This is a genomic window from Pedobacter suwonensis, from assembly GCF_900111825.1.
Taxonomy (GTDB): domain Bacteria; phylum Bacteroidota; class Bacteroidia; order Sphingobacteriales; family Sphingobacteriaceae; genus Pedobacter; species Pedobacter suwonensis.
Map to the genome: position 1 here is coordinate 186,974 of NZ_FOJM01000009.1, position 22,172 is coordinate 209,145.

Sequence of the window (22,172 nt, forward strand, 5' to 3'; positions counted from 1 at the left end):
CCACCATACAATTTAGGACAGCTATTTATAATTGGATATATTTACGAGCTTTAATATCCAATCCATGAAGATTTTTAGATTATCGTTTATAATACTGTCGCTTTTATCCACCCTAAGTTTTTCTTCTTCGGCTCAAACCGATACCATTAGCATCAACAGCATCATTGCCAAAACCAGTAAGGTATTAAGTAATTACCCTGCTGAAAAGATTTACCTTCATTTTGACAAACCTTATTATGCAGTTGCCGATACAGTTTGGTTTAAAGCTTATGTTACCGAAAACCAGAATTTTTTATCAGGCATCAGTAAAATCATCTATGTAGATGTGATCAACCAGAAAGATTCGCTGATCCAGACTATAAAGTTACCCATAACCGGTGGTTTTGCTTATGGCAGCTTTCCTTTAGATCAGATTAACTATAAACAAGGTAATTACCATATCAGGGCTTATACATTATGGATGCTTAACAGCGATGACCCGGCTTATTTCAACAAAACCTTCTATGTAGGCGAAGCCATTGATAAAGAGGTAAAAACCCACATCACTTACAAAAATACCTCTACAGATAAGTTGGAAAAAATTGATGCGCGTGTACAATTTAAAGATGCCAACAATAAACCCTACGCCAATAAAAATGTGAGCTGGCAGGTGGTTACCAGCTATACGGTTATTGCCAAAGGCAGGGGTACAACAGATGCCAATGGCTATTTAACCATTGCGATGAGCAATGCACAAAAGGCAGAATATCAATTACAAAAAGGCGAACTGATTACCAGCATTAATACCACCGATAAGGATGTGGCAAGCAGTAGCTTCCCGCTTAAGAAGGCTATCGTAAGCAAAGATTTTCAATTTTTCCCGGAAGGCGGAAGTTTAATTGCCGGCCTTAACAATAAAGTGGCATTTAAAGCCATTAAAAGTGATGGTTTAGGTATTAACTCAAAAGGTACCGTAACCGATAATGACGGCAAAACGGTTGCCACTTTTGCAGCGCAGCATTTAGGGATGGGCAGTTTTGAATTATTGGCAGAAGCTGGAAAAACTTACAAAGCTGCTGTTACCTATGCTGATGGCACTACTCAAACTTATAATTTACCTGCAGTTGCTGCAAATGGTGTTGCTGTGAAAATAGACAATAGCAATCCGGATAATATTGCCATAAAAATCCTGGCTAATGATGCCTTTTTTGAACAGAACAAAGGAAAAAAGCTTTATCTGATTGCGCAGAGTAAGGGCGTTATCTGCTATGGGGCGCAAACAGCATTATCAAATACAGAATATAATACTACGGTGCTTAAATCTAAATTCCCAAATGGAATTGCACAATTTACGCTGTTTAACGAATTTGGCAAACCGCTGAGTGAACGACTGGTTTTTGTTCAACACAAAAATACCATGGCGGTAACGCTTTCCAGTGCAGCAACGACGTATGGAATTAAGAAAAAGGTGAAGATAAATGTGGCCGCCAAAAAAGATGGTGCTCCTGTAGAAGGTAGTTTTTCTGTAGCGGTTGTAGATGAAACCAAAGTTCCATCAAGCGAAGACGCCACCAGCACGATATTAACAGGCCTGTTATTAAGCAGCGATGTTAAAGGTTATATTGAAAAAGCCAATTATTACTTTAATGCACCCGACGCCAGGAAAAATGCAGATTTAGATGTATTGCTTCTCACCCAGGGCTATCGCAGTTTTAAATATACCGACATCATTGCCAATAAACTGCCAAAAATTGATTTCTTACCAGAACAGGGTATTGAAATTTCAGGCATTTTACGTCAGAACAATGGTATTCCGGTTAGAAAAGGTGCCCTGCTTTTAAGCATCCCTGATAAACGTTTTAACCAGGAAGGCACTACAGATCCGGTAGGAAACTTTAAATTCTCGAACCTGGTATTTAACGATTCATCGAAAGTAACCATTACTGCCAAGTATAATCCAAACTATAAAAACATGACCTTGAGCTTAAATGGTGCGCCGGTACCTACACTAACCAGAAATTTTAGTGCCGCCGAAGAGGTTTTAAATATCGATAGTACTTTGACCAGTTACCTGGATAATAGTAAAAAACAATACGCTTACCTACATACTTTAAAAGATGTAAACATTAAAGCCGCTGCAGTTCCGAAAGTAAGCCATAAGGATTATCCTGCATTGAGCGGGCTTAGCCAGATGGCCGACCATGAAGTGAGTGGCGACCGATTTAAGGGCTGCGGTTTATTGATTAACTGTTTACAGGGTATGCTGGCAGGGGTTACTTTTGCCGATAATAACTTTTACGTAACCCGCGATTACAACCAGGGTAAAAAAATCCCGATGGGTATTTTCATTAACGGTATGAATGTGGATGTAAACCAGATTAATACAATAGATGTTAACATGCTCGAGTCGGTTGAAGTATTTTTAAGAGACGATTTAGGCTTGGTAAACCGTGCCAACAATATAAACGGTGTAATTGTATTTAACCAGAAAAAAGCACCAAAGGGCACCAGGATTTCAAAAGCGCAGTTAATGGATATGCTTCCAAAATACTACGAACTTACCTTCTCGCCACAAGGTTATAACAAAGAAAAACAGTTCTATTCACCTAAATATGATGTACCTGCCAGCATGAACCGGAACGACTTAAGGACCACCATTTACTGGAACCCTAAAGTAGTTACAGATGCAACAGGTAATGCTTCTTTTGAATATTACAATGCGGATGGTAAAGGACAGTATAAAGTAATTATTGAAGGAATAGATGCCAATGGTAATTTAGGAAGATCAGTATTTAAGTACTTGGTTAAGTAAAATGGAAAATGTGAGATGGATGATGGAATTATTTATTTCTCCCCTCATCCATCTCACCTCTCACAAATTGTTAATAGCCTGAGTGGATTATTAATATTCTCTCTAGGTAGTTTATATCGGCTTTTTAATCAAGCGGCCGTCACCCTGAACCGAGCATTGGCGAGCTCACCGAAGGTAATTCATTTCAGGGTCTTTTTCTGCTAAAAAGATGCTGAAACAAGTTCAGCATGACGAATCGGTCATGGATAGATCGTCTATAAGAAAGTATTTTTAATTAAATAATAATTATTTAGTTCGGGTTAATAGCCTAAATGGAAAATGTAAGGTGATGATGAAATTGGCTTATTTCCCATCTCACATCTCACATCTCACATCTTAAATCTTACATCATTCTACTTCACCTCAAACGGTAACTGCTCCCCTTTCAACCCTGCCACAACATTCTGCACAATAATTTTGGCCATGGCTGCTCTCGTTTCTTCAGTGGCTGAGCCAATGTGTGGTAGAACGGCAACGTTTTCCATCGCTAACAAAGGGTTATCTTTATCCATCGGTTCCGGATTGGTTACATCTAAACCAGCTCCCCATATTATTTTCTCTTCCAGGGCTCTGATCAAATCCTTTTCGTTATGAATACCACCCCTGGCTGTATTGATGAAAATTGAATTGGGTTTCATCTGTTTAAAAATATCAATTGTAAACTTATCCTGGGTTTCGGGGGTTAGCGCTGTATGGATAGAAAGCACATCACTTTGGGACAAAAGCGTTTCGAAGGATACATATTCTGCGTCGATTTCTTTTTCAGCATCTTCATTACGCGAGCGGTTATGGTAAATCACCTTCATTTGGTAGGCCGCAGCACATTTCCTGGCCATTTCTAAACCAATTTTACCCAGCCCAAAAATACCGAGCGTTTTGCCTTTTACTTCAATGCCTAGTTCTGGCGAAGGCTCATAGTTTTTCCACTCGCCCTGAATGATTTTCTTATGCGAAAAAAATGCTTTTCGAGATACGGCCAGCATCAGTAAAAAAGCTGTATCAGCAGTTGCACCACTTAAAACACCAGGCGTATTACCAATGGGGATATTCAATTTTTTGGCGGTATCCAAATCAACCTGATCGAAACCTACTGAATGCAGCGCAATCACCTTTAAGTGCTTACAGGCATTTAAAAATCCGGCATTCAATTTATTAGGGCCTACGCTGACCAAAGCATCCTGATCCTTACAGGCTTCAATCAGCTCTTCAGCCGTAATCTGCCTGTTTTCTTTCCATTGGGTAATTGTTATATTATTTTCTTCCAGTTGCTTTAAACCAACCGGAGCAATGTTGCCGCTTATAAATACTTTCATATTCATTTAACAGTAAAATCTGAACAGGAGTTTTAATAATGCTTATTTTACCGTAGTGGTAAGTACCTGATAAGTATTTGCACTAAAATAACCCAGGGCATTGTTGGTAATGTTTGATGTGGGGTTGGCCGGTGTGGTACCCTGGTTAGGTCCACGGTCTGACTGTTGACTCAATGCATACCAATAATTAAAAATATTACTGTCAATACATTCCATTTCCACCTTAATCTTATCATTGTTGTTCAGCTCATCACTGTCATGGTCATTGTTGGGTTTAAAGAAGAGCTGGATCCGTAAATCATTACCATTGGTTAACCTGTCGTTATAAGCATAATAGCGTCTTGATAGCACATCATTTACATATAGGTTAAAATGGTAAAAATTGACCTCGTTAACCGGATCTTTTAAGAAAGCGGCCGCTGTTTTGCGCTCACGCCCAAAAAAAACATTATTAATAATCCCGATTGAATCCAACTTAACCAAATTAGGCATTTTAGAACTGGCCGTATAGTTTTGTCCTTCAACAATTGCATTTAAGTTATAGGTAACACCAGGCTCCCCTTTCATGCGGTTAATATAGGTACCAGGCTTAGTTCCTTCTTTGAATATAAAAGTATTGCCTTTGCTATCGGTTACGGTAACCGTAGCACCTGAAATTTTTGGAAAAACATTTTCCTCGGTATAACCTATCGTTTTGCTGATTTTAATTTCCTGATCAATCAACTGGTTATTTATAATTCCTTCAATAACAACCTGTGGATCGGCATTTTCCGTATCAATGGAAATAATTTTTTTACATGAAGCGAAACACAGCGTAAATAAGGCAAAATATATCGTTAGTTTTTTCATGTTGTTAAAATTTAAAATCCCAGGTAACAGAAGGAATAAGGCCAAAAAGTGAAGTTTGCTGCGCGGCAGTTTTGTTCGGATTTTCAGGATCGGTGATAAATTCTATGGAGTAAGGATTTTTACGTCCAAGCACATTGTAAATACCAAAATTCCAGCTCGATTGGTATTTACCCTTTTTCTTGCCTGCTAACGTTGCACTTACATCTAAACGCATGTTGTAAGGCATACGGCCTGCATTACGCTGGGTATAATAATAAGCGGGTTGTCCACCGATGGTATATTTTCCTGCAGGAAAAGTAACTGCATTACCTGTACTATAAATAAAGCTCGATGAAAAAGTCCACCTTGAGGTCATGTTGTAAATGCCAACCAATGAAATATCATGCGTGCGGTCTTGCCTGGCCGGAAAATATTTGCCGTTATTCAGTTCGGTAAATTTACGTTCGGTACGCGATAGGGTATAACCCACCCAGCCGTTCAGCTTACCAAATTTCTTTTTAAAAAACAATTCCATTCCATAAGCACGGCCTATACCGTAAATCAGCTCCGATTCTACATTCGAATTGGCAAGTAATTGGGCAGCATTCTTGTAATCGATCTGGTTTTGAAGCCATTTATAATAAATTTCGGCAGACAATTCATAGGTGTTCTCCTTGAGGTTTTTAAAATAACCTAAGGCTACCTGATCGGCAATTTCGGGCTTGATGTTATTGCTGCTCAGCACATACTGGTCGGTTGGCGAACTGGATGTAGCATTAGTTAAAATGTGAACATTCTGCGTATTACGATTGTAGGATGCTTTAATTGAGTTTTGTTCATTAAGCAGGTAACTCACCGAAAAACGAGGCTCCAGATTGAGATAGTTTTTATAGAATTTGCCTTTAGCTACATTTTCTGTCGAGGTAATTTCGCCTGCCGCATTGTAGGTATTAAAATTACCAGGGCCCATTAAAGAGAAAGCAGCCAGCCTTACACCATATAAAAAGTTGAGGTGTTCATTTACACTCCATTCATCAGCAATATAAGCAGCAGATTCTATTCCATACCTGCGCTCTTGCGAAAGCGAATTCACCTGCGAGGAAGCATCGCTATCAATATCAATCGGCGAAATGCGGTGCTGGGTAGCATTTAGCCCAAACCTGAGGATATGCTTGTTACTGAAATACTGAAAATCTTCTTTAAAATTAAAATCGCGCACCAGCGAAGTGGCCTTAAAATTAGTCACATCGTTGAGCAAACGAACAGTATAATTATAATTGTTGTAAATGAACGATGTGTTGGAGAATAAACGATCGCTAAAAATGTGGTTTAAACGGATAGTGGTAGTTACGTTACCCCAGTTGTTTTCAAACAAATCCTTCACACCAATATTATCCTTGCCAAAATAGCCCGAAATATAGATGGTGTTTTTGTCGTTGATTTTATAGTTTGCCTTGGCATTAATATCATAAAAATTTAGGGTACTGCCATTAACAGACGAATCTGGCGAAGCCCTTAAAAACAGATCGATATAGGTCCTACGGAAACTCACCATAAATGAGCCACGGTCTTTCACAATGGGGCCTTCTGCTTTTAAACGTGAAGCAATTAAACCGATCCCGCCCTGAAATTTATATTCTTTATTGTTTCCATCATCCATTTTAACATCTAAAACGGATGATAAACGGCCGCCATACTGCGCTGGCATGCCACCTTTGTATAAACTTACATCCTTAATCGCATCGGCATTGAAGGTGGAGAAAAAGCCTAAAAGATGCGAAGAATTGTACACCACAGCCTCATCTAAAATGATCAGGTTCTGATCGGCAGCACCACCACGAACATAGAAACCGGTGTTTCCTTCGCCACCCGATTTTACACCTGGTAAGAGCTGGATCGTTTTTAAAATATCCTTTTCGCCAAGCAATACCGGAATGGAATTAAGTGTTTTCATATCAATTCTTTCCAGCCCCATCTGTGCACTTTTAACATTTTCATTTTTACGGTTATTGGCGCTAACCGTTACATCGGCCAGATCGTTTGCACTTCGTAATTCTTCATTTAACTTGGTATCTTTTTTTAAACTGATGGTTTTAACCACAGCGGTATAACCTGTATAACTTACTGCCACCGTGTAAGTTCCTTCGGCCTGCGTTAAAGCGAAATATCCATAATTATTGGTTAAAGTAGCTGCGGTAGAAGCCCCTGATATCCTTACCGTAGCACCAATTAAGGTTTCGCCGGTACCTGCATCACGGATCGTGCCGCTAAGGGTAAATTTCTTTTGAGCAAAAATAGAGGTGGATAGAAAAAGGAGGGAAAATAAGGCTAAGTAGTATTTTATGGACATATTGGCTACTATCGAATTTTTATGTTAGAAACCAAATGTACGAAATCAAACTCCTATTATTGGATAATGGAGGATTTCTTAATAAATTTTGGGATTTTATGGATTAATCTAGGGATGAATAGCAATACGGTGTGAACGTAAAAGGTAAGGACTTAAATCATCTTTACCTGCCTGCTGAAAGGTAATTAATTTAGAAGCTTCTTTAGGCATATGGCAATCGATGCAGTTTGCATTGAGCGATCCTTTTGCCAAAGTAACCTCACTGTGCTTTGTACTTTGGTGACAGCTGATACAACGTTGGGAGTAAACTTTTAAATTGCCCTTACTATTTTCATGGGTATTATGGCATGATTGACAAGTCATGTCTTTGCTTTTCCGATAGCAATTGCTGCCCATTAACATGCTGGTCTGGTTGCCGTGTACATCCGGATCGCCACCACCAAAACCCAAAAAATCCTGTGCGTAGTAATCATCGATATTATCGCCAGGGGTAAAACCAAAAACCGATTTTTGGGCAACCAAGGAATTGCCGGAGTGGCATACCCCGCAGGCATCCATCTTTTGTTTACGGCTTAGCGTCTTATAAATGGTGATGAATTTTGCGGTTTTCTCTTCTGGATTTTCGAGGTGAAAAACGGCATGTTTACGGCCAGGTCCGTGGCAACGTTCACAATCTATACCGTAAATCAGTGTACCACGCTCCAACTCCTCATCAGTAGAAACACCTGAAGTTTGGATTACTTTTTTATCTACGTACGAAGCATGGCATTCTAAACATCGGCTACCAATGGGCCTGTCGTAATAAAAGGTTTGTTTGGAGAAACCCGGACTAATGGCCCAGTTACGGATCCCGGAGAAATAGGAAAGTGGCAGCTCGTACAGCTTTTTACCTTTCCAATAGGCATAGGTATAAGCCTTTTCGCCCGAACCAAATATCATATCAAATTTTTCGGCACGAACTTCTTTTCCATCTACATAAGCGACCTGAAAAATGCCACCAGCTCTTTTTTCAATAACCACTTTTTGGTGTACATCAAAGTTGAATACATTAGCATCTGGGGTAAAAACCTTTAACAGTTCCTGATCGTACACAGGTTTAGAGCTTAAACCATGTGCATCATGCGCAAAAGACTGCTTAATCTCCTGATGGCATTTCACACAAGTGGCAGCACCGGTGTAAGCTTCACCCCTAATGTCTTTTGGCAAATCATCGTCCGTATTCATGCATCTTGAAAGGATCATGACTACTCCTGCCATCACGCCCAAAATAATGAGGATGCGTTTTATACCTTTCAAAATATTTTTTTCTCTTTATTTTATAAACTGAATATAACTAAAATTATAACCACCATTAGCGGCGAATACCTTAATTTTTTGGCACCCAGCCTTTAAAGGCACATTTTTGATTTCGAAAGTGGCAAACTTTTTCATATTGCGGGTATTTGGAACCACTACATCACTGGCAACGGTTTTACCATCAATTAAAACGGTAATGCGTCCGTTGGCCTGATCTGCTGCTGCATTGATTTTTAACGTATAGTTACCTTTTTGTGCCACCTTAACCGTGTATTGCAACCACTCTCCTTTTTCGATATGGTTTACATAATATTTTTCGTACTGAAGAGAATCTTTGGCAATATCTACACCATCATTGCGGTAAATGCCGCCGCGGTTTCCAGCCGTCCGCTTATTGGTAACCGTGTGGTAATCGGCCGTATCGTGATCGAAATAGGCAAATCCGTTTTTTCCCAAATCATAATCAACGGCGTAAATAATGCTTTTATCCTGAATTAAATTGGCCTTAAAAGGTTTGGTTTCATTGCTGAAAGGCTGGCGGATCATCGCATCAATTACATCACGGTGAATAATGGTATTTTCTAACTTCGAATAAATGGCCACTTCCATCAGGCCACTATATACGTTGCTATCTTTAGGTTTATTACCGCCATGGTTCAGGTATTTAACCAGTGCATCGTAATTGGGGTTCGATTTAATTTCCATCGGGTTATTAACGCCCATTTTCTTTAAAGGCCACCACGACCAGCCAATGTTGTTTTTTTCTAACAGATGGATGGCATCGGTAAACCAAACGTTTGAATTTTCGCCTGTTTCGCCCAGCCAAACGGGTACATTTTGCTCATCGCGGGCCTTAATGATGTGCGCTATGGAAGCCTGGTCGTTATAGTTCCAATATTTATGAAAGCTCAAGGCCATGTTTTTGTCCCATAGTGGAAAAATACCGTTGTAGTTATTGCCCCAACCATTACCTTCAATAATAATGAGGTGCTGCTGATCTACCTCGCGGATGGCTTTGGTAATCGCAACCATCAGTTTTTTTAAAGGGGCATTCACTTTCTCCTGGGTCCCGTTTTTATCTTCCTCAGGATTACTGAAACCATAATTGGGTTCGTTTATAATATCATAGGCACCGATGTAGGGCTCATTTTTATAACGTTCGGCCAGTTTCCGCCACAGGGCTATGGTTTTCTCCTGGTTGGCCTCACTATCCCACAGGTAGGGTTTCGACGGATCACGGTCGGCAATGTTTAAATCGTTACCCTGTCCGCCAGGTGCAGCATGTAAATCCAAAATGAGGTACATTTTATTGGCTTTGCACCAGTTGAGCAAACTATCGGTTAAGGCAAAACCTTTTTCGAGCCAGGTATTTTTACCAGCCACAGGCTCCTGATCAACCGGCAGGGTATAAAGATTATAGTGCATGGGTAAGCGGATAGAGTTAAAACCCCAGCGTTTCATCGAATCAACATCAATTTTACGCGTATGGTTAGCCAGCCAGGCATCATAAAATTCCTGCGTTTGCTTTGGCCCCATCAGGTCGGTAATCCTTTCGCGGATGCGGTACTGCTGCGACTCTTTATTAATTTTCAGCATGTAGCCTTCCTGCAACATCCAGCCACCCAGGCCAATGCCGCGCAACAATACGTTCTGGCCCTGCCCATCAATAATTTTTGTGCCTGATGCTTTTAAAAAACCCTGACCAAAACCGGTAAACGAAATGCTGCTGAACAGAAAAACAGATAATATAGATCTTTTAAAAAACATAGTTGATTGATTAAAAATTACCAGATATAAGTAGCTACTGCACCCTTATCGAGCGCCGCAGCATAGCTTTTGCCCTTTAGGCTAATGTTAAATGCTGCAGTTGCTTTGCCCGTATTGGCCACAATAAGTACATGTTTACCTTCGGGTGTTTTAAATGCAACATTAGCCAAACCCTCCGGCTCGTTAGATGCAACCCTTACGGAGCCCGGCCTTACAAACTTAGCGGCATGGGCAATGGAAAAGTAGGCCAGGTTACGGCTATAATGGTCGCCGTTAATGGTAACTGCACCCTGGCACATCGAGCAACCTCCCCTATCGGTATAAGGTTTATTTTCAGGATCGGCAGCGAGGTTCCATTCCAATACATTTCTGGCCCAGTTACGTGTGGCACCGATAATTAAACGCGCTACCGGATTTATGATATCAATAGTCGTAGCATCAGGCTGTTCTACCACCATTTGCTCAGAAAAATAAATATTTTTATCAGGATGGGCATCATGCACATCGCTGAGTGCTTCTATTTTCCCGCCGTAAAGATGGAAAGCAGATCCATCGATATATTTTCTGGCTTCCGGATCATCCAAAATACTGATCGGATAATCGGGCCGATCGGCATTATGATCGTAAACAATAATTTTGGTTTTAATGCTGGCTTTTGCAAACGCGGGGCCTAGAAACTGCTTTACAAATAGCGCCTGATCTGGTGCTGCCATAAACAAACTCGGGTTATTGCCCGGATGTAAAGGTTCGTTTTGCACCGTGATGGCATCAATAGAGATTCCCTCCTTTTTCATTTCCTGTACATAACGCACAAAATATTTAGCATAAGCGGCATAATACTCCGGCTTAAGCATCCCTCCGCGGGCATCGTATGTTGTTTTCATCCATAAGGGAGGAGACCATGGCGAACCCATTATTTTGATTCTAGGATTAATGGCCAGGATTTCCTTCATTACCGGAATAACATCTGCTTTATCAGGGCCTAAATCAAATTTAGCCTGCTCGACATCGGTTTGTCCTTCAGGAATGTCGTTATAAGAAAATACTTTTTCGTTTAAATCAGATGCACCAATGCTCAACCGGATGTAGCTTACACCGATATTGTTTCCATCAGTAGCAAACAACTCTCTCAATAAGGCCGCTCTCGCCGGCGCCGACATTTTAACAATATGCTGCGCACTACCCCCGGTTAATGCATAGCCAAAACCATCTATACTTTGGAAGGTTTTTTTATCGTTTATTGCAATTACAGGCTGTTTTTTTTTGGCTGCAGACAGTCTTAAACCTGCAGTCTGACGGGTAAACAGGGCTGTACGATCGGCTTTGGTTAGCCATACCTGTGGCTGGCTTTGCGCCATAACCGAAAAAGTAAAAGCACAACCTATTAAGAGTCCAATGGACTTGGTAATTAGCATATAAGGAAAATAATCTGATAAAAAACAGGAAGAAAGACTTGGCTTTCTCCCTGTAACAATTAAACTTTAACGATATAATATTCGAGCTTATTTAGTGCCGCCCCACTCTTTACTTTGTACAATTTTGGTATTGGCAAGTTCCCTTTCCGGAATTGGAAATATCTCGTTTCTGCCTGCTTTAAAACCTTTACCAGCTAATACTGTTGGTGCCAGGCCCCAGCGTACCAGATCAAACCAGCGGTGTCCTTCTGCAGCAAGCTCTAAACGGCGCTCACGCATAATATTATCCATGGTTACCGGTAATGGATTCAGGCCCACCCTTGCCCTTACGGCGTTAAACATTGTATAAGCTTTAGTTCCGGCACCAACACCTGCACCACTTTTTAACAGTGCTTCTGCTTCTAACAAATAAGTATCGGCTAAACGGATTTCGTACATGTCCTGACCAAAATTAAGTTCCAGCTGGCCAGTGGTCGCTTTTGTAGAATTACGGCCGGCATATTTTTCTATAAAGTATCCCGTATTAGCATATGCATGCTTATAAGTTACAATACCCGCTTTTTCCAAGCTGTCCAAATTTGCTACAGTTGCTTTATTCCTGGGGTCGAAATGAATCTGATCAAAGAAATCTTTGGTAAAAGGCAAAAAGCTCCAGCCCGAGATATAATCAGGTGCCAGCGCGGCATTAACAGGCACATAGTTACGCGGACCTACCAAAATACTCATTACGTTTCCTTCGCGGCTGCCAACGGTACCCCATCCCATATCAGAGGTAGTATTGTACACGATTTCGAGAACCGACTCTGAATTGAATTTATTTTTAACGTTCCATAAATCGGCGAAGTTGGGCAATAATTTATAACCATAGGTGCTGGCACCCGGAGCAGGTCCGTTTACCAAAGCAAATTCTGCCGCAGCTTCAGCCCATTTTTGTTGCCACATGTATACTTTACCCAAAACGGCGTGTGCAGCTCCCTGGGTAAGCCGTCCACCTTGAGACGCGACAGGAACCGTAGTAGGAAGGTTGGGTATAGCTTCTGATAAATCTTTAACGATCAAAGCGTAAACCTGATCTGCAGGAACCTGTAATACATCAAACATGGCACTTGGCTCAACCACATCGGTTAATAACGGAATGTTCTTGAACAACCTCACCAGATCGAAATAATAGATGGCCCTTAAAGTTTTTACCTCGGCGATATACCGTGTTTTAGTGGCTTCATCTAAACCTGCACCATTTACTTTTTGCAAAAATACATTTGCCCGGTAAACGCCGGTAAAGCCTTTGCCCCATAAGTGGCTGGCCGCCCCTGAGGTAGAAGTCAGGGTATAGTTATTAATCGTTTGTAAATCGCCAATATCGGATGGCGAGTCACCTCCGGCAAAATGATCATCAGAACCTGCCGATAAAATATTCACCTTAGTAAGGTATCCTGAAGACTGATTTCCCAGAACATCATACACCGAGATTAGTGATGTTAATGCTTCAGCAGGGGTTTTATAATAACCTGTTTCCAAAATGCGGTCTCTAGGGTTTACATCCAGCTGTTTTTTGCAAGAGACAAACAATTGCGATGAAGCGACAATAGCCGCGATATAAAAAATATTCTTTTTCATTATTCAACTATTAAAATCCAACGTTTAAACCAATCATAAATGAACGTGCCTGAGGGTAAACACCACGGTCTACACCCAATACCGTTCCACCGATTTCCGGATCATATCCGGTGTATTGGGTAATGGTCCATAAATTCTCGCTCATCAGGTAAGCCCTAACTTTTTGTGCACCAATTTTTTTCGAAACATTTTGAGGAAGGGTATAACCTACCTGTAAGGTTTTTAACCTGAAATAGTCGCCTTTTTCAAGGTACAGTTTAGAGAATTTAATATAGTTTCCATTTGGATCAGATTCTACAATACGCGGCATTGAAGTAGATGGGTTGGCTGGTGTCCAACGATCTAATATCTTGGTCTGCCAGTTGGCGTAGGTAACATCTAAACGACGTAAACCCTGAAAAATCTGGTTTCCGCCAACACCATTACCAAAAGCAACCAGATCCCAGTTTTTATAAGCCAGGTTAATGGTGATGCCGTAAGTATATTTCGGAATTGGGCTGCCTAAAAATGTCCTGTCTGATGAGTTGATTTCATTATCTCCATTTAAATTCGCGAACTTAATATCACCAGGTTTGGCATTTGGCTGTAATTTAGTCCCAGCCGGACCAACGTAGCTGTCAATTTCTGCCTGAGTTTGGAAAATACCGAGCATATCATAACCATAATATTCGTTGAAAGATCTGCCCAGGCCAGTTCTGGTAAAGTTACCCATGGTTTGAAAGCTTTGCGCATTATCTTCGATGAAGGTTTTACCTGGTAATAACCTGGTCACTTTGTTTTTAAGGAATGATATGTTTCCATTTACACCCAGGTTAAATTCACCGATTTTTTTTCGGTATCCCAGTTCAAACTCAAAACCGGTATTTTGCATATCACCTACGTTTTGCGTTGGCCCACCGGCTGCACCCACATACAGTGGAATATCAGGCGTTTGCAATACTCCTACAGTTTTCTTCTTGAAATACTCTGCAGACAAGGTGAAATCAGTAAATAAGGTCGCATCAAAACCGATATTGGTTTGGCGGGTTTCTTCCCACTTCAAATCCGGATTCGATAATGCAGCAGGACTCCAGCCGATTACGCTCTGATCGGTCGTACCAAAAGTATAGTTACGGCCACTGCTTACCAAAGAAACATATCTGAAATCGCCCAAAGCATCGTTACCGGTAACCCCATAACCTCCGCGTATTTTTAAGAAATTTACGATATCATTTTCTTTCCAGAAAGCCTCTTTTGAAGGCACCCAACCCAATGAGAATGAAGGAAAATATCCGAAGCGGTTGTTGGTACCGAAGCGCGAAGAACCGTCACGTCTCATAATACCGGTAAACAGGTATTTCTCATCATAATCGTAAGTAACGCGGGTAAATAAAGAGTTTACCACATGTAATGTTCCATCGCCACCGCCTACAAGTTTATTCGCGGTTCCCGGGTCATAATTTAAATTTGCTTCGTAGAAGCTATTGGCAATAATATTCTGATACGTGGTATTTAAACTTCTGCTGTTATTATCCATGTAATAGCCTTGCCCCAAAATGATGAAAGCGTGGTGCTTACCAAAATTGCGCGCGTAACTTAAAGTATTTTCCCAGTTATAGTTTAATACCGTGTTAATTTCGCGGTAGAACGATTTTTTATCATTTTTAGAAGAAGAGTTCAGGTAAAAAAGCGGTGTATAAGAATCGCCGCCGTAAAACGCAACTTTAGTACCTAAACTTGATCTGAATTTCAGATTGGCAATCGGTTCAATCTCCGCAAAAGCGTTACCAACAATATTATGATCCCAGCTATAATTACCCAGGCGGGTTTGTATATAAGCTAAAGGGTTACTCATTTCCTGACCAACAATAGGCGAAATACCATAAGGGAAGCCATCCGGATTTCTGAGCGTATTGGCAATGGTGTAAGGCGATTTGGCAATTAAAGCCGGATCAGTTTCTATTACAGGTGTAATCGGATCGAGGTTAATGGCCGAGCTTAACGGTCCTCCGAATTCGCTATTCGTATTACCTACACTGCTGTTTACAGAGTGGCTATAGCCCAGGTTCTCGCCAAAAGTAATCCATTTTGCAGGTTTATATGTTGAATTGATCCTTACGTTTGCCCTGTTCCATTTAGAAATCGGGCTGGCCACAATACCATCCTGTTTAATGTAGCCCATCGAACTGTAGATGGTAAATTTATCATTTCCTCCACTAACGCTAAACTCATGCGTTTGGCGGCGGGCATCATCATTAAATACCTGATCCTGCCAATCGGTACCTGCACCAAAAGCAGCAGGATTTGCATAAGGTTGGGATAATCCGGAGTTTGCTGCCGATTCGTTTCTGATGGTAGCATATTGCGTAGCATTTAATAAATCGAGTTTTTTAGCCGGTGCGGAAGTACCGTAAAAACCGTTATAATTTACGCTGATTAAACCAGCTTTACCTTTTTTGGTTGTAACAATAATTACTCCGTTAGCTGCTCTGGCGCCATAAATAGCCTGCGAGGCCGCATCCTTTAAAACCTCGATAGATTCGATATCTGCCTGGTTAAGGTAACCAATGCCACCATTATCTACAATTACCCCATCTACAACCCAAAGCGGATCGTTGTTACCTCCTGAAGCGAAAGAAGTATATCCCCTCACCCTTACAGTAGAAGAAGTACCCGGTTGTCCGTTACCACTGGCAATGGTTAAACCCGAGGTTCTGCCTTGTAAGGCCTGCTCCACCCTATTGATGGGCATACTTTCCAGATCTTTTGCCTTAACGCTCGAAATAGATCCGGTTACCACACTTTTCTTCTGCGTACCGTAACCTACAACTACTACCTCGGTCAGATCTTTCGAACCGGCCATTAGGGCTACATTAATACGGCCTCCTGCCGGAACTGTTACCGTTTGTGTGGTCATACCAATTAAACTGATGTTTAATTTTCCACCAACAGGCGCCTGGATGCTGAAAACACCATTGGCATCAGTAGATGCAGCCTTAGTTGTGCCTTCCAGCCGAACCGTTACACCTGGCAACGGACTACCATTTTGTTCTGTTACTTTTCCTGTAACCGGAATGTCTTGAGCCAATAAGGCCAACGGTAATGCCAGGATACAGTAAACGAAGAATACGAATGTAAATCTTCCTCTCATAGAAATTACTTTTAAGTGAATTAATTTGGTTAGTTCATGATACAGTCTTACTGGTTGCTGTTCATGGATCAAATCTATACACGTGTATAGCAACAGCAGAATTTAACCCTACTACACCAACCATACAACAGCCTTAAAAGTGGATAAAGAATAGAAAAAATGGACCTACATAAGCCCTACAGGCAAGTCATAAAAATCTGTATAACAGCCACTTGAATATTTCAATCAAAAAGAGCAGCGTTTGTAACAAAAAACGGCGTTTATGGCATTTTCTGTCGTGCTATTTCAATCAAAAACTCATACAGATTGGTTTCAGGCTTCAGCTGAAGTTTTTTCCGAAGGCGATAACGGCCTACTTCAATCGCTTTAATCGTTACGTTCATCAGTTGGGCCATTTCTTTTGAAGAAAGGTTCATAGACAGATAGGCACAGAACTTCAGGTCATTCTGGCTCAGGTCTGGATAAAGATCTTTTAGTCGGGTAAAGAATTCGGTATTTACATGATTGAAGTGTACACTCATGTGATCCAGTTCCTGGTCTTTTTTCTCTACATCCTTAATCAGCCTGATCAGGTGCCTGAAACTTGGCGAACTCTCATTAAGGTCGTGGTTTTTAATTACCGCAGATATCACTTCCTTAATTTTGGCCAACACCTTACCGCGTTGCACCAGGTGCATGGTCATGGTAGAAAGCTCTTTGTTTTTATAATTTACATCGGCTTCGAGCTTTTCATTCTGCAGCCGCACAATTTCTTTTTCATTTCGATCAAGCTCCAGCTGGTGCAGGTAGCTCATGCGTTCCTGCTCTTTAATGTGTTTCGTTTTTTGCCACCTGATCATTAACCTTATGGCCATTACAACTAAAATCAGGTAAACAATCCGCATCCAAATGGTATTGTACCAGGCCGGCAGCACCACGAAAGTATAACTGACCACCTCCGATTCGTTACTGATACCCGTACTCGCCTTCACATTAAACGTATATTTTCCGGCCGGTAAATTGGTATAATCTTTTTCACTTTTCGTACTCCAGGCAGACCATTCGCCATCAAAGCCCGTAAGCTGATAACTGAATTTAATGTTTTTATCATGCTCAAAAAGTGTAGAGGCATATTCGAAATGGATAGAATTTAAGCTGTTTACGTACTCAGGGATGTCATGCAAATCCTGCTTGGCGACAATGCTTCCTTTATCTACAAAATAGCCGCCAAAAACCACACTATCTTTATTGCCCATTAATTTTACGGTGCCCAACACCACGTTTGGCCGGGTGATATTCTGAATGTATTTTTTATAATTGATATGATAAGCGCCTTTGTTGGCCCCGATAAATATATTCTGACTATCGGGTGCGTATATCGATTCGAAACCACCAACCACTTTGCCATTCAGCTCGGGCAGGTATAAAATACTGAAGGGAGTTTTCCCGTTTGGCCTATGGAAATCGATAACGCCAACCTTCTTATTTGTTACAAACCAGATATTACCATCATTATCTTCTTTCAGATATTGAATAGGAATACCATTAAGGGCTGAGCCGAACAATTTAAAACGGATAAACTTTTTGCTTGCAGCATTGTATTCGAAAATTCCGCTTGTGGTGGCAATAACTACCCTGTTTTTAATATGAAATACATAATTGTAAAGCTTGGTTGGTAAGCCATCCCGATCGGAGAATAAGGTGGTATGCAAAATACTTTTATGATCGGGCTTGAGTTCTATTTTATATACACCATGGTAAGGATGCGAAGCCCAGATCTGATCGGGATTATTATTATCGGCAACTATAAAACGCAGTGTTTCGTTAATACCTGCAATTTTACCACCATTTATAAAGCGGCTTCCATCATAGGTGAGTTCCTGTAATCCGGCATAAGTACCGGCTATGACCTCTCTGGTTGGATAAACATTATCTATGGTTTGGTACATCCAGGTACCGATTAAGCTATACAGCGGGGTGGCGGTATTATCTTTCACCAGCAGGGTTCCATCTTCATGCGCCATTAGCAGCTGGTTATTAATTTCATCCAATCCCCATACCTGCCCTTTACTGTTTTTTACCTCTTCGAAATTAGCTGGCGAATAGCTTAAATCGGGCATTGCCGAATTAATTTTGGCCTGGTACAAACCGTTAGAGGTACCAATATAAATTGATTGTCCGTATTTGCGAAAGGCGTAACTGGTAATCTGTTTATTCCGATCGGGAGAAATGCTTTTTACTGCACTATTAATGGCCACGTAAGCAATCCCATCATCCAACGCCAGCCACATGTTTTTATCCTTATCCAGCAGTATACCGCGTACATTGTTGTTCTGTAAGCCCTCTTTATAGTTATATTTCTGCACCAGATTGCCGTTTTTATTCATAATATACACCCCACCAGAAGTGGTGGCTACCCCATATAAATCTGAACTGAGCTGGGTTGCAAAATAAATCCTTTCGTTTAAAAAAACCTGGTTTAAACTGCTGGTCAAAGGTTTTAGTTGATGGTTAATAAGCAAAAACAATCCTTTTTTTAACATCGAAACCAGTAAAGTATCGCCACTATAGGGCAATACAGCTGTTATACCTGATCGGTTTAAAATACTGTCCTTACAAAATGGTTTCCACATGCCGTGATCGTAAACCATGAGGCCCGAATCAGACGACTGCGAAAAGATTTTGCCTTTTGCAGTCCCCATAAACATCCAGTTGGTATTGGTTTTATAACTTTTAATTACCCCATCTTTATAATGCAGAATAGCATGTATCGACCTAAAAAATACTTCATCCCGAACCACTGAAACACCCCAGATATCGGCCAGTTTCCGCATATTTTCGGGTAATAGGTTTAACAGCGAAGTATATTTTAAAATACCCTGTGCATTGGGATAGAAATAACCAAACTCATCTTGTCCGCCTACATAAATGCGGTTTTTGGAATCGATCCCCACCGAACGTACGGAGGTAAAATTGGGTAATTTGAAGAGGTTCCAATAGCGGCCGTTAAAAGTTAGCAGTCCCTCATTGTTACCAAAATAAAGGATGCCATTTTTATCCTGCTCTACATCCCAGTTCTGAATGCCACCATTATACTGCTCGTTATTGTAGTTTACCACTTGCGGTATCCCTAACAGCACCTGTGCATGGGTATAATAAGCAGTTAAGAAGAATAATATAGCCGGTAAAAGTCGCTTCATTTTGGTTAGGGAGGAGTTAAAACGCAATAATAAATATATAATTTTAATTCTGGTTAGCCGCGCTTACAATTTCAGTGGCTTACGCGCGTTTCTAACGCGTGCAGAAATAGTTTAACGATTGTATCGTTTAATGCGCAGCATTTATAAAAGCATTTTTGAATATCTAACTTTTTGCTTTGGTCTTTCCTATTTAGTCTTCCTGTTATTTTGAAGCGCACTACCTGTGGTTAGTAGGTTGGGTTCGGTCCCGCTTTCACTGCAAGTCCTCACTCATACTTCGCTCCGGGCTTTCCGTTCTATCGGGGCTGGTTTATTGGAGACCGTGGCTTATTTGTGCTGAACAACATCCATGTTTGCGCGCGTTTCTAACGCGTGCAGAATAGCTTAACGATTGTATCGTTACGCTATTACAATACACCTTGATCGCCTATTACAAATAAATTTTAAACTCAATATCCTTACCACAGATTTCTCCACTTCGTCGCACTACGGTCGAAAGGACGAATTCAGGTTCTGGGCTTGCGCGCGTTTCTAACGCGTTCTAACGCGTGCATAATAGCTTAACGATTGAATCGTTACGCTATTACAAGACACTTTAATCAAATATTACTGATTAATTTTAACCTCAATATCATTACCATAGATTTCTCCACTTCGTTGCACTACGGTCGAAATGACGGAATTTATGTTTGGTATTCAACTTTAGTTTTCGGACTTTCCGACTAAAAAATCTACTTCAACAAATGCGGTTCAACCGCTTTTCTCCAGATGGCATAACCTTTAGCATTCATATGCAGCATATCCTCCACAAACAGTTCGGGTCTTAATTTTCCATCTTTCGTTAACATCAAAGAATAAACATTAACAAAGGTTGTATTCGCTTCTCCGGCAAGAAACTTTTTAATTAATGCGTTAGATGCTACTGCTTTCTCCTTAAATTTATCCCTGCTCGGACTTGGTTTAATCGAAATGTACACAATAGGTATAGTTGGCATTTTGGTCCTAATGGCCTGGTATAACTTGATGGTGCGGTTTAAAACGGTATCGGGTGTTACCGTTTCATTTGGCAGGTCGTTTTCGCCCACATATAGTACAATCTGTTTTGGCTGATATGGAAAAACAACATCATTTAAATAATAGGTGATATCGTTAATAACAGCACCACCAATACCACGGTTCAAAGCATTGTGTTTAGCAAAAATCTGTGTACAATCGTCCCATTTGCGGATAGATGAACTTCCCACAAACAGCACCGGATTTACAGGTGGTTTATACATTTGATCGTACTTTTTAATTACCTGTACATCATCCCAGAAATTGGGTTTCTTTTGGGCAAAAGCAGTAATCGTTAAAAAGGAAACTAAAAACAGGGCTAGAAATGATTTTTTCATATTAATAAGGATGTAAAAGTTCACAATATAACGATATCTACATTTTTATAAACCAATCAATCAAATTTATTACGCCTAAACGATTAAACCAGATCAGATCAAACTCACAAATAAATTACATCACAAACAATTGAAACTAAATAAATAGTTTTTATATTTAATCAACCAAATAATTAATTAACAGCTCATGCAAAACTACCACTTGCTACCAGCCCTTACAGGCAAAACCTTAATCAAAAAAATCAGTGTGATTCTATTTCTTGTTGCAGGTATCTTATGCTCTTGTAAACAAAATAATAAACCAGTAGATCGTCAACCAAAACCAGGCGCAAAATTGGCCAACGATAGCGCAGTTAAAATCTATCTGAATGTTATAGGACTAAAATACCCGAAAGACTCTTTAGAAAGTGCCGTTAAACTCTACAAAACAGCTTTGGCTGAAGATCCTGAATCTAAATTGGTATTTTATAATTTCTTAAATTGCTACAATTACATGAACAATTACAATGCATCCATTGCACTATGTTCTGCATGGCTAAAGAAAAACCCTGAGGATGTAGATGTTCAATATCAAAGATCGATGATTTACGAATTACAAGGGAAAAGTGAGCTGGCTAAATCAGGTTTTAAGGCAGTTGTTGATGAGATCGGCAAAAAACAAATTCCAAAAATTGATACATCCTTAACACCTGTACAGATTGATGAGTTATTGGTCGACGCCAGTTTATTGTACATTGCGGAGAAAGACAACAGCAAGTCTTTATCCTTAGTCAACCAATTAAAAGCAAGTTTCCCAGATAACACGAGGATTGAAGGTGTTTATAATACCATCATAAAGAATAATAGACTCGAAAGAATTAAAGAACACCTGAATTATAAAGGTAGTGGTGTGGCTTTGCGATAAATCGCCTTCCCTTGGTTATCGTTCTAAGCGTAGGCCAAGGAGCTTTGCGATAAATCACTGAAAGAGTTGATGCTTGCTGGTCTTCGACTCCGCTACCATTGAAAGAATCCACTAGTTCGGTCGCCATTCTCGCGCATGCAGGAATCTTAATG

Annotated in this window: 12 protein-coding genes; 2 read left to right on the top strand and 10 right to left on the bottom strand. The window is 40.5% G+C overall.

The window, feature by feature from the left end:
• Positions 1-64: 64 nt before the first annotated feature.
• Positions 65-2,791 carry an alpha-2-macroglobulin family protein gene (locus BM107_RS13440; RefSeq protein ID WP_244278809.1) on the top strand — a complete coding sequence of 909 codons (2,727 nt, stop codon included), beginning with the start codon at positions 65-67 and terminating at the stop codon, positions 2,789-2,791.
• 392 nt (positions 2,792-3,183) lie between these two features.
• On the opposite strand, the gene BM107_RS13445 is transcribed toward BM107_RS13440, so the two are convergent.
• From BM107_RS13445 to BM107_RS13490, 10 genes are all read right to left on the bottom strand, one after another.
• The gene (locus BM107_RS13445) at positions 3,184-4,143 is read right to left on the bottom strand and encodes a 2-hydroxyacid dehydrogenase (protein ID WP_090984122.1); all 960 of its coding nucleotides are present in this window, start codon (positions 4,141-4,143) and stop codon (positions 3,184-3,186) included.
• A gap of 42 nt (positions 4,144-4,185) precedes the next feature.
• Positions 4,186-4,992, bottom strand: a complete 807-nt coding sequence (locus tag BM107_RS13450; RefSeq protein ID WP_090984124.1) for a DUF4249 domain-containing protein — start codon at positions 4,990-4,992, stop codon at positions 4,186-4,188.
• A gap of 4 nt (positions 4,993-4,996) precedes the next feature.
• Positions 4,997-7,321 carry a TonB-dependent receptor gene (locus tag BM107_RS13455; protein ID WP_090984126.1) on the bottom strand — a complete coding sequence of 775 codons (2,325 nt, stop codon included), beginning with the start codon at positions 7,319-7,321 and terminating at the stop codon, positions 4,997-4,999.
• 108 nt (positions 7,322-7,429) lie between these two features.
• Positions 7,430-8,617 (bottom strand): multiheme c-type cytochrome, encoded by a 1,188-nt coding sequence (locus tag BM107_RS13460; protein WP_134204185.1) that lies wholly within the window; start codon positions 8,615-8,617, stop codon positions 7,430-7,432.
• 15 nt (positions 8,618-8,632) lie between these two features.
• Positions 8,633-10,384 carry a cellulase family glycosylhydrolase gene (locus tag BM107_RS13465; RefSeq protein WP_090984131.1) on the bottom strand — a complete coding sequence of 584 codons (1,752 nt, stop codon included), beginning with the start codon at positions 10,382-10,384 and terminating at the stop codon, positions 8,633-8,635.
• Between the two features lie 17 nt (positions 10,385-10,401).
• Complete coding sequence (locus tag BM107_RS13470; RefSeq protein ID WP_090984133.1) at positions 10,402-11,799, bottom strand: glycoside hydrolase family 30 protein; 1,398 nt, start codon at positions 11,797-11,799, stop codon at positions 10,402-10,404.
• Between the two features lie 87 nt (positions 11,800-11,886).
• Positions 11,887-13,416 (bottom strand): RagB/SusD family nutrient uptake outer membrane protein, encoded by a 1,530-nt coding sequence (locus BM107_RS13475; protein ID WP_090984135.1) that lies wholly within the window; start codon positions 13,414-13,416, stop codon positions 11,887-11,889.
• Positions 13,417-13,426: 10 nt separating this feature from the next.
• Positions 13,427-16,546 carry a SusC/RagA family TonB-linked outer membrane protein gene (locus BM107_RS13480; RefSeq protein ID WP_090984137.1) on the bottom strand — a complete coding sequence of 1,040 codons (3,120 nt, stop codon included), beginning with the start codon at positions 16,544-16,546 and terminating at the stop codon, positions 13,427-13,429.
• A gap of 260 nt (positions 16,547-16,806) precedes the next feature.
• Positions 16,807-19,725 (bottom strand): ligand-binding sensor domain-containing protein, encoded by a 2,919-nt coding sequence (locus BM107_RS13485; RefSeq protein ID WP_090984139.1) that lies wholly within the window; start codon positions 19,723-19,725, stop codon positions 16,807-16,809.
• A gap of 731 nt (positions 19,726-20,456) precedes the next feature.
• Positions 20,457-21,116, bottom strand: coding sequence for a GDSL-type esterase/lipase family protein (locus BM107_RS13490; RefSeq protein WP_090984141.1), 660 nt, complete (start codon positions 21,114-21,116; stop codon positions 20,457-20,459).
• Between the two features lie 187 nt (positions 21,117-21,303).
• Between BM107_RS13490 and BM107_RS13495 the strand changes: the two genes are divergently transcribed.
• A complete protein-coding gene (locus BM107_RS13495; RefSeq protein WP_090984143.1) occupies positions 21,304-22,020 on the top strand; it encodes a hypothetical protein in 717 nt (238 codons plus the stop codon).
• Positions 22,021-22,172 lie beyond the last annotated feature (152 nt).